Source organism: Veillonella sp. (assembly GCF_015058545.1).
GTDB lineage: Bacteria > Bacillota > Negativicutes > Veillonellales > Veillonellaceae > Veillonella_A.
The window spans coordinates 18,347-31,225 of the sequence record NZ_SVCB01000032.1 but is presented as its reverse complement, the minus strand read 5'-3'; the positions used below and the strand labels follow the sequence as shown (position 1 = coordinate 31,225).

General features: G+C 46.5%; 6 protein-coding genes, 4 tRNA genes and 1 pseudogene. All 11 read right to left on the bottom strand.

Features of this window, described 5'->3' with window-relative positions:
* Positions 1 to 2,245 (bottom strand): annotated as a pseudogene (locus E7204_RS01830) (hypothetical protein); the annotation flags it as partial.
* Between the two features lie 48 nt (positions 2,246 to 2,293).
* Positions 2,294 to 7,015: a hypothetical protein gene (locus E7204_RS01825; protein WP_295180997.1), complete on the bottom strand. Its 4,722-nt coding sequence runs from the start codon at positions 7,013 to 7,015 to the stop codon at positions 2,294 to 2,296.
* An 81-nt stretch (positions 7,016 to 7,096) separates the two neighbouring features.
* Entirely contained in the window at positions 7,097 to 7,639 is a 543-nt protein-coding gene (locus E7204_RS01820) for an ESPR-type extended signal peptide-containing protein (RefSeq protein ID WP_295180995.1), read from the bottom strand.
* A 707-nt stretch (positions 7,640 to 8,346) separates the two neighbouring features.
* Positions 8,347 to 8,422, bottom strand: a tRNA-Val gene (locus E7204_RS01815).
* Between the two features lie 3 nt (positions 8,423 to 8,425).
* Positions 8,426 to 8,500: transfer RNA gene (locus E7204_RS01810), tRNA-Glu, on the bottom strand.
* Positions 8,501 to 8,504: 4 nt separating this feature from the next.
* A tRNA-Asn gene (locus E7204_RS01805) sits at positions 8,505 to 8,580 on the bottom strand.
* Positions 8,581 to 8,587: 7 nt separating this feature from the next.
* Positions 8,588 to 8,662: transfer RNA gene (locus E7204_RS01800), tRNA-Gly, on the bottom strand.
* Between the two features lie 239 nt (positions 8,663 to 8,901).
* Positions 8,902 to 9,885 (bottom strand): LarC family nickel insertion protein, encoded by a 984-nt coding sequence (locus E7204_RS01795; protein WP_295180993.1) that lies wholly within the window; start codon positions 9,883 to 9,885, stop codon positions 8,902 to 8,904.
* A 2-nt stretch (positions 9,886 to 9,887) separates the two neighbouring features.
* Complete coding sequence (locus E7204_RS01790; protein ID WP_295180991.1) at positions 9,888 to 10,952, bottom strand: nicotinate-nucleotide--dimethylbenzimidazole phosphoribosyltransferase; 1,065 nt, start codon at positions 10,950 to 10,952, stop codon at positions 9,888 to 9,890.
* Positions 10,949 to 11,989, bottom strand: coding sequence for a nicotinate-nucleotide--dimethylbenzimidazole phosphoribosyltransferase (cobT, locus tag E7204_RS01785; RefSeq protein ID WP_295180998.1), 1,041 nt, complete (start codon positions 11,987 to 11,989; stop codon positions 10,949 to 10,951). Before cobT ends, E7204_RS01790 begins: the two co-directional genes overlap by 4 nt.
* A 9-nt stretch (positions 11,990 to 11,998) precedes the next feature.
* Positions 11,999 to 12,862 (bottom strand): prephenate dehydrogenase/arogenate dehydrogenase family protein, encoded by an 864-nt coding sequence (locus tag E7204_RS01780; protein WP_295180990.1) that lies wholly within the window; start codon positions 12,860 to 12,862, stop codon positions 11,999 to 12,001.
* Positions 12,863 to 12,879: the final 17 nt, after the last annotated feature.

The window sequence follows — 12,879 nt, the reverse complement described above, 5'->3', positions numbered from 1 at the left end:
TGCCCGCTGCAATGTTTACAGGGGAACCGGAACCGGTATTTAAAGCGATAGAGCCGTCAGCACCGTTAATGGTTACGGCAGAACCGTCTTTACCGTTAACAGTAATAGAGCTATCTGTGCCTTCATTTGTACCGTCTTCACTTGCTTTTTCACCAAGTGCAATCGTATCGCTCAAGCCTACGGTAATTTTACCGTTAGTTGCATCACTGGTAGTTGTAATGTTACCGTCACCAGCAATATTTAAGGTTTCGCCTAAATCACGGTGTACAGCATTGCCGCTATCGGCTGTGAAGTTTAAGCCTTTATTCGTCAATTCTGTTTTCGCATCATTTACCGTAGTGTTTGTGATATTTTTAACGTCACCGATATTGGCTGCGTTCGTATCGGTATTGTATGTTTTATTACCGTCTGCATCAGTACCGTCGGAACCGCTTGCCACATTAGTAATCTGTTTGCTGCCACCATCGATACCGTCAGTTGTTACGGACGGACCGTTAGTGATTGTTAAACCACCGCTTGTAAGGGCTGTATCGCCAACTGTCACACCGTCGTTATTAATAACAGTATTGCCGGTTGTTACAGAACCTGTTGAGCCTAAGTCGATGTCTTTATTAAGACTTACTTCAAGGGCACCGTCTTTAACAGCTGTGGTAATGTTAGAAACGTCGTCCGGATTATCGGTTGTAGCAGTACCGTCGGTTACGCCACCTTTAACAGTAATTGTTTGACCAAGGTCTTGTTTAACCGTTGTGCCACTGCCGTCAGCGAGACCGAAGCCACCGGTTGCATTTTCACTGGTACCGTCAGCAACAGCAGTCACTGCATCACTTACCGTTTTGAGCTGATCTTCGGTAGCCGCACGGCCGGTTACGATGTCAGGATTGGATACATTCCAAGTGGTGTTGTCTAAACCGGTTACATAGCTGCCCGTTTGAGCTTCGCCACCAGCCGTAGTTTCGGTCTGAGTGCCGATAGTAGCATCGCCGGCTGTTACCGTATTCAAACCGGTAATGTCTTTAGCCAAACGAACTGTTAACTTGCCATTGTCACCGTCTTGAGCGGCCACAATACCAATGTTGTTGTCAGTAGATAATTTAGAGGAATCTGTTTCACCGCCAACAATATTGACAGTTTTATTTAATTTAACAGCAGCCGAACCTGTATCGCCGGTATAAACCATACCGTCATTTAAGGTTGCCACAGTCTGGTCGCCTACGGTAATACGATCAACGGCGTTGCCGTTTACGTCATTGGCACTGGTGCCACCTTTAATCGTAGTGGTCGTACCGTTGGAACCGGTCAAACCAATAGAACCATCGGCACCGTTAATAGCTACGGAAGAACCGTCGGTACCTTTCGCTGTGATAGAGCCATCAGCACCATTAACAGCTACAGAAGAACCGTCCTTACCTTTAACTGTAACAGAACCATCAACGCCGTCTGTACCTGCACTACCTAAAGTAAGGTTATCCCCTAATTTTACATCATAAGTAGTAGAACCGTTTGTTTCCGTTTTTTCAGTAACTTGTAGGTTCGTACCTGCATAGTTGCCATCGGTACCGGCTGCAGTACCGCCTTCAACTGTAAGGTGCGTCTTGCTGCCTTCACCGGCATTAACTTCCTGAATAGCCTTGGTCAACTGATCCACGTTAACAGCATCCGTACCTTTAACACCGGTAGCCACATTACTGATTACCTTATTACCATTGTCAAGGCCGGAATCGGTCAAGGACACAGGATCACCTGTAGCTGGGGTAATGGTAATGCCATTGTTATTAACAACAGTATTGCCTAAGGTTAAGGAGCCGGTAGAACCTAAATCAACGTCTTTTGCTAACTGAACTTTTAACTGGCCGTTAACATTGTTTACACCAATATTTTTATCAGTCAAATCACCTTCAGCACCACCAACAATATCTAATTTTTCGTTAAGCGTCTTAGGAATAATTTTAGTTGGATCACTCTGACCGTCATCACCGGCGAATTTAAGACCGTCGCTCATAGTCGCCACAGTTTGACCGCCTACAGTAATACGATCAACAGCATTACCGGCTAAATTATTAGCACTTGTGCCTGCTTGGATAGTTACAGGAGAACCATCAGCCGTATTCAATACGATAGAGCCGTCAGCACCGTTAATAGCTACGGAAGAACCGTCTTTACCGTTAACAGTAATAGAGCTGTCTGTCCCTTCTGTACCTGCTGCACTGTCAGCTACACTACCTAAGGTAATGTTATCTGCCAATTTCACATCATACGTCGTAGCACCGGTTGTTTCGGTTTTTTCAGTAATCTACAAGTTGCTGCCTGCATAGTTACCACCTGTACCGGCTGCAGTACCGCCTTCAACAGTAAGGTGCGTCTTGCTGCCTTCACCGGCGTTGACTTCCTGAATAGCCTTGGTCAACTGATCCACGTTAACAGCATCTGTACCATCAGTACCTGTGGCAACATTAGTAATCTTTTGACCGCCGTTGTTGAGGCCACTATTAGAAAGGCTTACCGTATTATCGCCACTGCCAAAAGTTAAGGAGCCGGTAGAACCTAAGTTGATGTCTTTATTGAGTTTAACAGTTAAAAGACCATTATCGCCAGCCTGGCTGGATACAACACCGATATTGCCGGTAGTAAGGTTAGCTTCGGTCGTTGCTTCGCCTTTTACGTCAACTTGATTGTTGAGTTTTACGTTGGAAACTGTACCGAAGTCGCCACCGTATTTCATACCGTCATTAAGGGTTGCCACAGTCGCGCCCCCTACGGTAATACGGTTAATCGGCGATCCGGTAACATCATTAGCACTGGATCCGGCCTGAATGGTTACAAGGGAACCATCGGCTGTGTTCATCACGATAGAACCGTTAGAACCGTTAATGGCAACGGAAGAACCATCGGCACCGTTAACAGTAATAGAGCTATCTGCACCTTCAGTAGTGCCGTCTTCACTTGCTTTTTCACCAAGTGCAATCGTATTGCTTAAACCTACGGTAAGTTTGCCGTCTCCGGCGGTTGTTGTAACATTACCGTCACCGGCAATCTGGATAGTCTTGCCGAGGTCTTGTTTTACAGCTGTACCACTGTCATCAGTCAAGCCGAAGCCACCGGTTGCATTAGCACTGGTACCGTCGGAAACAGCAGTCACTGCATCGCTTACAGTTTTGAGCTGATCTTCCGTAGCGGCACGGCCGGTTACAATATCCGGATTGGATACATTCCAAGTTGTATTGTCTAAACCGGTTACATAGCTACCGTCTTGAGCCACTCCACCGGCTGTAGCTACGCCTTGATTGCCAATTACAGCATCGCCTGCTTCTACCGTATTCAAACCGGTAATGTCTTTAGCCAATTGAACTGTTAATTTAGCATTATCTCCATTTTGAGAAGCTACGATACCAATATTATTATCGGTAGATAGTTTGGAGGAATCCGTTTCACCACCAACAATATTTACCGTTTTATTTAATTTAACAGCGGCCGTTCCTGTATCGCCGGTATAAACCATACCGTCATTTAAGGTCGCTACAGTCTGGTCACCTACGGTGATACGATCAACGGCGTTGCCGTTTACGTCATTCGCACTAGTGCCACCTTTAATCGTAGTGGTTGTACCATTGGAACCGGTCAAACCGATAGAGCCGTCAGCACCGTTAATAGCCACAGCGGAACCGTCGGTACCTTTCGCGGTAATAGAGCCATCCGCACCATTAACGGCTACGGAAGAACCGTCCTTGCCGTTAACTGTAACAGATCCGTCAACACCATCAGTGCCGGCTTCCCCTAAGGTAAGATTATCCGCCAATTTCATATCATAAGTTTTCGAGCCATCGGTAGCGGTTGTTGTGGTCACCTGTAAGTTATCGCCTGCATAGTTACCATTTGTACCCGCTGCCGTACCGCCTTCAACGGTAATATTAGTCGCTGTACCTGAACCACCGGTTATTCCGCCAATTCGATCCTCTAACTGTTTTACGTTAACGGCATCCGTATCGTTAACACCGGCAGCAACGTTAGTAATTGTTTTGTTGCCCGCATTGATGCCGGTAGAAGTTACAGACGGACCACCGGTGATTGTTAAACCACTATTATTGACAACCGTATTACCCACTGTTAAGGAGCCGGTTGAGCCCAAATCAACATCTTTATTCAATTTCACGACTAAGAGACCATTGTCGCCAGCCTGACTGGAAACAACGCCGATGTTGCCTGTCGTAAGATCAGCTTCCGTCTCGGCTTCGCCTTTTACGTCAACTTGGTTATTGAGTTTTACATTAGAAACTGTACCGAAGTCACCGCCGTATTTCATACCGTCATTCATTGTAGCTACGGTTTGACCGCCTACAGTAATACGGTTAACAGGCGAGCCTGTTACATCGTTAACACTGGTTCCTGCCTGAATGGTTACTGGAGAACCATCCGCTGTGTTCATTACGATAGAACCGTTAGAACCATTAATGGCAACGGAAGAGCCGTCGGCACCATTAACAGTCATAGAGCCATCGGTAGTACCTTTGTCGCCAAGCGCCACAGTATCACTCAAACCAACAGTAATTTTACCGTCTCCGGCGGTGGTCGTAACATTACCGTCACCGGCAATCTGAATTGTTTTGCCAAGGTCCTGTTTTACAGCTGTACCGCTATCATCAGTCAAGCCAAAACCACCGGTTGCATTAGCACTGGTACCGTCGGAAACAGCAGTCACTGCATCACTTACAGTTTTGAGCTGATCTTCCGTAGCGGCACGGCCGGTTACGATATCAGGATTAGTCACATTCCAAGTGGTATTGTCTAAACCGGTTACATAGCTACCGTCTTGGGCTACGCCACCGGCTGTAGCTACGCCTTGATTACCAATTACAGCATCGCCTGCTTCTACCGTATTCAAACCGGTAATGTCTTTTGCCAATTGAACTGTTAATTTAGCATCGTCACCATTTTGAGAAGCTACAATACCAATATTATTATCGGTAGATAATTTAGATGAATCAGTTTCACCACCCACAATATTTACCGTTTTATTTAATTTAACGGCAGCAGAACCTGCATCGCCGGTATATACCATACCGTCATCAAGCGTTGCAACTGTCGCACCGCCGGCAGTAATACGGTTAATAGAATTACCATTGACATCATTTGCCGCCGTACCGGCTGCGATAGTAGCTGTAGAACCGTCTGTACCGGTTAAGGCAACAGAACCGGTTGCACCATCAACAGCTACAGAAGAGCCGCCTGTACCGTTAACAGTAAGGGAACCATTTGTACCGCCGGTGCCTGTGCTACCTAATGTTACAGTATCGGCAAGTTTTAAATCATAAGTCGCTGTACCTGTCCCGGTCGTTGACGTAAGTTGCAAGTTACTGCCTGTATAGGTACCGCTTGTACCGGCTGCCGTACCACCTTCAACGGTAACGGTAGTCGTTGTACCGGATCCGCCGCTGACACCGGCGATGGCCTGATTTAACTGAGATACGTTGACAGCATCCGTATTGGCTGTACCTCTGGCTACGTTAGTAATTTTGTTGCCGCCATTATTAAGACCTGTACTTGTTAACGATACTGCAGAACCTCTAGTTGGTCTGATAGTCACACCGTTACCGCTAACAGTTGTACGCGTACCGGTCGTTGGATTAGTTAAATAAATTGTTTCCAAACCACGAAGCGTTTTATTTAAACGAAGAGTAACCGTATTATCACTGATTACAGCGCCGATATTAGGATCGGTAGTAAAATCAGATTGATAATATAATGTATTATCTACACCACCGGTAATCTTCAATGATTGATTTAAAAGCTTAGTAACCGTACGCGGTGTGCCGTCAGAACCATAGGTAGTAGTATAGCTACTGTCTTTGAAATCACCGGTAGTAGCCAGCATGGTATTTGTCCACTGTTTCATGTTTACGGCATCCGTATCATATTGACCGGCCGCTAAACCGGTAAGTTTACGCGTTGTCGCATTACCGCTGGCCCCGTCAGTACCAATGGAAACAACACCGGCTGTACTGTTCCAGACTCCACCACTGGTAGTGCCCGCATTGCCTTTTGTAGAGAGCCAACTACTCCAGGTGCTGTCCTGATTATTCCAACCCTGACTCGTTGTATCCGTTGCACGAGTTGTGGAAGAACCGGAGCCGATAGCTACACTGCTTGCAACGTTAGCAGTTGCACTATCGCCTAATGCTACAGCACCGGTTGCCCCTGAAACTGTAGTAGCCGATTTACCGATAGCAATAGAGTTACCGGCCGGCGCGATAGCTTGATAACCAATAGCAATAGCTTCCGGATCAGTTGTTGCAGTACCCGCCGATGCTTCTCGACCAATAGTAATACTTCTCGCGCTTAAAGATTTCGCTTGATAGCCAATGGCCATAGCACTACCTGCACTGGCTACCGTATCATAACCAATAGCCATAGTATATGACGACGTTGCTTGCGCATTAGTACCTTGAGCTATAGCTCCGCCAGCATTGGCTACGGCCTTATACCCTACAGCCAACGTTCGTAGTGCAGTCGCTTGAGCACTATTACCTACAGCAGTACTATATTGGTCACTGGCAGTTGCGGCTGCACCGGCAGCAAGAGAACCTATGGACGTAGCCTTGGCACTGTTACCTACGGCAGTAGTACTAACAGCACTTGCAAGAGCGGCATCACCAATAGCGGTAGCGCTAATATCCGTTGCCTGACTTGTAGAGCCAATGGCTACAGTATGAAACGACGTTGCTTTAGCCCCGGAGCCTATGGCAGCTGCCGCTAGACCATTACCATCATAGGATGTCAAAGAAGTATCCGTATTACCGGCCACCGCATTATTACCGATAGCAATGGCATCTGTAGAATAAGAACGGGTGTTGGTACCGATGGACATGGTATTTTCATAGGCCAGCGTACTCCCATCAGGTTGACCGGCATACGCATTTTGGCCGATGGCAATACCATGAATAGCATTCGATCGGTTATTTGAACCTACAATAACTGAATTACCGGCACGACCGTAAGCAATGTTGTCATGACCAATCATGACACGACCGCCAAGAGCAGAACTACCGCCTACTTCATCAGGCGTATCTTCCTTCGCAGTGGTAGTCGGAGCAATAGCAGTCTAATTAGCACCGATAACAACATCATTGATACCGTAGGCTACGGCCGATTTACCAATAGCAACGGCATTGGCACCGCTCTGGGTTACGCCGCCGACTGAATAAGTGCCACCGGCGATAGCACCATCGCCCATTGCAATTGCGTAATTAATGGCTGCCGTAGCACCACCGATAGCAATCGTTTCCGTGCCGGTAGCAGAGGCATCAGTACCAACAGCCAGAGCATCCTCACCGTTTGAGGTAGCTGTGCCTACAGAAACAGCACCGGCACCGGTAGCTGTCGCATTAGCGCCTACAGCCATCGTGTCATTATCTTGAGCCCCCGGATAACGTCCCGCAACAACTCGTTGTGCTGCGTCCGCCGGTAAAGTAACGGTTGAAACAATCCCCAAAGCCAAACTGGTCACGACGGCCATACGCAATAAATCTCCGGTTACTTTCATACCGGATTGCGACTTGTTTCTGCTGTGACTTTTCGCCATTTCCGAAACAACTACGTAAGCATTTCGAACCTTACTCCACACGACCTTATAAATCTTATTCATTACGACTACAACCTCCTCTTTTTCCTATTTGATTATCTCGAATAAAATTCACTTAATTAAGTATTAAACAAAATGTCCCTAAATCAAAAGAAAAAGCATAAAAAAATAAATCGTGCTCTTGAAAATGAACACCTTGTTAATCGAAAAAACAAAATAAATCCATTTGACACGATTTATTCACTTCACAAAAACACAATATTTTCAAGAACTTTTCAAACATCCATCAACTCAAATACCATTCAAAAATTAATGAGATATTTATGAATATATCTTAATTATATCATTTCAAAATATTCGATATAAAGAATCAATTGTAAACTCATATTTATAACAATATTATTCACGTTATCATTCTTCTCGATGGCCTTCGATAATTATCAATTAGCATCGATTTTTATAGATAAATATCGTTAAATGTTGATATATTCGACTCTTCAATTATCAAATAAGTTTTACCCCCCCCCACATCGATTTTTGTCGATATTGTTTTTTATGAGTCATTTTTGTATAAAAAAACAACCCACTGTAACTACAGCAGGCTGAATGTAAAACGCTATCAATATTAACTATTATTTTGTGAAATTAATAAACTATTGTAAACTAAAAATTTAACGTTTCGTTTACGAAGTATTCCTTATTTTTGGGCACATTAATGTCTCATATAAACAAAAAAGCACTTGATTTCTCAAGTGCTTTCCTTAAAATTCTGGTGGACGATGACAGGATCGAACTGCCGACATCCTGCTTGTAAGGCAGGCGCTCTCCCAGCTGAGCTAATCGTCCATATGGTGACCCGTGGGGGAATCGAACCCCCGATACCGCCGTGAAAGGGCGGTGTCTTAACCGCTTGACCAACGGGCCACATTGGCTCCCCGAGTAGGACTCGAACCTACGACCGATCGGTTAACAGCCGATTGCTCTACCGACTGAGCTATCGAGGAATGAAAGTGGAGCGGAAAACGAGATTCGAACTCGCGACCCCCGCCTTGGCAAGGCGGTGCTCTACCACTGAGCTATTTCCGCATTTCACAACAGAAACTATTCTACACCGTTAACTGTATTTTGTCAAGCACTTTTTTAACTTGACTGCATTCAAAGTGTCTTGTCCCTGACTGCTTAATTATAATATCAAAGAACTAAGGCCCATGTCAACACTTTTGTAAAAATATTTGTACAAATATTTTACAAAATCATAACGGCCCACCAAAGAAGGCGAGCCGTCACTATTACTTTGTATTAAATACCGCATTTAAACGCCGTATTTACGCCTCAAAGAGGGTAAACACATTAGGGATAGGCAAATCCATTGAACCGAGCCCTACGCCCTTTTTAGACGCTTTTTCAGCTTTATCCATCATAGAAAGCAAGGCCATTTGGATGACTTCCTTTGTCGGTGCCGGTGTGCCCGACGGAAATTCATTGGCCGTCAATGTTTTCACTAAAGCTGCTCCCGTCGGTGTTACCAACTCGCCCTGTACCGGCGTTACATAGGTAGGAAAACCTTCTAAAAGCGCTACCGTGGCAGGCGTTGGAATATCCATGAGCCCATGCTCGCATTTCACTTTCCCCTGTCCCACATGGAGCGGCGAGAAGATAATACCGGTCACGCCGAGGTATTCCAAACAAATCATAGTGCCTACAATATCGATGATACAATCAATGGCGCCCACTTCGTGGAAATGCACTTCCTCCAAGGTTGTATTATGCACCTTTGCTTCCGCCATGCCTAAATTTAAAAATGCAGCCAGAGCTTTTTCTTTTACCCAATCGGATAAAGGAGCCTCTTCAATTAGTGCTTTAATTTCCGGATAATTACGACGCTCACCGTGAGCATGGGTATGAGAATGCCCCCCATCGTGCGAATGAGTATGAGCTGCATCATCCCCATGCGTATGAGCGGCCACTTCGTCGTGAGAGTGTCCCTCACCATGGGTATGCTTTTTAAACGGATTATACCAATGGCTATGTTCATGACTGTGTCCATGTTCATGGTTATGGCCATGATTATGCCCGTGTTCATGTCCGTGGTGATGGCCATGGCCTTTATCATGCAAGTCCACGTCGAAATAGGTGCCCGGTACACCCATTTTTTCACGTTGCTCGTATATCAGCGAAAAGCCGCTCAAATTAAGCGGTGCCAATGATTTTTCAAAATAATCAAACGGTACGCCGTAATCAAGCAGTGCCCCAATCATCATGTTGCCGCTGATGCCGGACGCACACAGACCGTGTAAATATTTACCCATAATTAACGACCGTCCTGACGTTTATTGCCCGGGCCGTCTTCGGCTACGGTCACCGTGGCTTCGCCAAATGTTTTCATATCGTTTAACATGTGAAGCGACGCATCCACCACGGATAAACCCATAACGGAGCCCAATGCTTCATCCATTTCCAAATCATAATACAAGAATGGGCTGATGCCCAAGAATTTCATCTGTGCTTTGTGCACCGGTTCATTGTACGCCGCCGACTGGAATACGAAGTCCATAACATCGGCATTAATTGCACGAGCTACCAATAAAGCGGCGCCGGTTACGGCGTTATCAAATACTACGGCCATGCGATTATGAGCAGCGCCAAGGTAAAACCCGACCATGGCAGCGATGTCCAAAGAGCCCACATGTTGCAACACATTGAGCGGATCTTTCGCGCTTAAGTTATAGCGACCTATGGTAGCACTCAAACGGTCTGCTTTTTCCTGAATGGACAAGGTGCATTCGTTATTAGTCAAAAGTTCAGCCATCGGATAGCCTGTAATAGCTGCGGTAACGGCTAAACCGCTAAGTAACGTGCGTTCGCCTACGTTGCCGAGGGCCACTGCTTGAACGCCTTTTGTGGCCAGTTCATCAGCCATTTGGAAACCCACTTCTAAAGCTGCTTCCATTTCTTCTTTGGTCATAGCCGGACCTTTACCGAAGAAACGTGCGCCGTTGGCTACTTTTTTATTTACAATGCCTTTTACGTTGGCCGTATCTTGTTCCAGACCTACGTCAACAACAATTACGTCAGCTTCAAGCTTCTTAGCAGCCGCACCGGTCGCACTGTGACCACTGCCAAGACGGGTAACAGCGGCTAAGCTTTCCTGCCCTTTTGTATGGTTTTGCATACCGTCAACGGCGGTATCGCCGGCAAAGATAAGAACGCCGTTTTTAATATGGTTCGGCTGTTCCACATTATAAATGCCGGCCAAACGAACGGCGATTTTTTCCAATTGAGCCAAGCTGTAAATCGGCTTGGTCAAATTATCTACACGAAGCTGGCACGCATCCATGCAGTCTTTATTTAACGGTTTAATCGTAAACTCTCTCATGCTTGGTGCCCTCCTTCTAATTCCTGATACATGCGCACTGCCAAATCGAGCATGCCCATTTGAATGGAGCCGCCTGATGCTTCACCGAGGCAAAGGCCAAGGTTAACATACGCTTCAAGCCCCAAAGTTTCGAGAGCCCGATTATGCGCTTTTTCAGCAGACAAATGGGAGGCCATAACATAATCCATGCTGGCCGGTACCAAGGAGTGAGCCACCAAGGCACAAGCGGTGGTATTAAAACCATCGATAATAACCATGGCATGAGCCGCGGCGGCGCCGAGAATAATCCCCGTAATGCAGGCAAATTCCAAACCGCCTACGGAATGCAAAATACCGAGGCCGTCATTTTTATCAATGTGAGCGTATTTTTCAAGCGCATCGTGAACGACTTTCTGTTTTACTTTAAGGCGTTCATCGGAGATATTGGTGCCCCGACCGGTAGCCTGTTCCGCCGTGATGCCGGCAAATTTCGCGGTCATAACGGCACTGGCCGTCGTATTGGCAATCCCCATTTCACCTACGAGGAATACATTGTACCCTTCAGCGACTTTTTCATTAACGAGAGCAATGCCCACTTCCATAGCCTGAATGGCTTCTTCTTTGGTCATAGCCGGTTCTTTTAAAAAGTTGTTCGTCCCCATGCGAATTTTGTTATGACGTAAGCCCGGCACCCAATTCATGTCCGCTTTGATGCCTACGTCTACCACTTCCATGTCCGTGCCGCAGTAGTTGCCCAAGGCATTGGCACCGGCGCCCTTCGGAATCAAATAGTTCTGCGTCATACCGACGGTTACATCAATCGGATAGGCACTCACGCCCATTTCCGCTACACCATGGTCAGCCGCTGCAATAATCATGCAACGCTTCGGAATAGTCGGCGATTCTTGGCGTGTATCCATAGCGTATTGTTTAACCATGTCTACCAATTTGCCAAAACTGCCGTATGGCGTTTCACGGTCCCACACGGCCTGTATTTTTTCACCGATGGCGACGTCTTTTGGGGTAATCTTTTTACAAGTCTCTTCAAATAAGCCCATCATATCCTCCTATAATAGGGAAAATTTATCACGAATGTGCTTGGCATCATTCAAATATGATTCTAGTGTATCATCATCTTCGGTTAAAAGTAAATTTTTAATAATTGATATTTGCTGTTCTAAATCTGATAACGCCCTAACGACTTCCGTGCGGTTGCCCGTTATGATTTCACGCCACATGGCGGGATTACCACCGGCTACACGGGTAACATCACGAAATCCGCCTGCTGCCAAACGGAGGCGCAAATCGCCGTACTCATCGCCCCCCGCAATGGTGGCAATCATGGACGCCACCGTATGAGGCATGTGACTGACCGTGGCCATAAAGCCGTCATGCATACTCATAGGAATCCGCTCTATGCGGCTCCCCAGGAGTTCACCCATGCGCGTCAATTCGGCGGCACCTGCTTCGCACCAGCCGGACGCCACATCATCTTCCAATACAATCCAGGTACAATGTTTGAATAAATCCGCCTTGGCCATGGCATAACCGCCCTTTTCAGAACCAGCCATGGGATGAACCGACACGAAGCTAGCCCCGGCCGGCAAGTTTTGTTTCACTGTACGGGCAAAATTCGTCTTTGTACTGGACACATCAGTTATAAGAGTGCGAGGCCGAATGAGCGGCGCCAGCTCCTCAAACAGCCTCGCATTTGTATCAGGCGGCAAGGCGAATACCAAAATATCCGCCTCAGCCACGACCTGTTTGGGATCGGTATACGCACGGGCCACAACCTTGTCGGCCATAGCCGCTTCACAAATCTCCGGACGCCGTGCATAACCAATCACTTCATAATCTGTAAATTTCGCCAGTCCTTTTGCCAAAGAACCGCCGAGTAAACCTAAACCAATAATACCTACCTTACGCTTCATACTGTTTCCTCAACCTC

What these genes read in the sequence shown, in the direction of transcription:
- E7204_RS01825 (WP_295180997.1), bottom strand. Translation starts at nt 7,015, where the DNA reads ATGATTGGTCATGACAACATTGCTTACGGTCGTGCCGGTAATTCAGTT.
- E7204_RS01820 (WP_295180995.1), bottom strand. Translation starts at nt 7,639, where the DNA reads ATGAATAAGATTTATAAGGTCGTGTGGAGTAAGGTTCGAAATGCTTAC.
- E7204_RS01795 (WP_295180993.1), bottom strand. Translation starts at nt 9,885, where the DNA reads ATGGGTAAATATTTACACGGTCTGTGTGCGTCCGGCATCAGCGGCAAC.
- E7204_RS01790 (WP_295180991.1), bottom strand. Translation starts at nt 10,952, where the DNA reads ATGAGAGAGTTTACGATTAAACCGTTAAATAAAGACTGCATGGATGCG.
- cobT (WP_295180998.1), bottom strand. Translation starts at nt 11,989, where the DNA reads ATGGGCTTATTTGAAGAGACTTGTAAAAAGATTACCCCAAAAGACGTC.
- E7204_RS01780 (WP_295180990.1), bottom strand. Translation starts at nt 12,862, where the DNA reads ATGAAGCGTAAGGTAGGTATTATTGGTTTAGGTTTACTCGGCGGTTCT.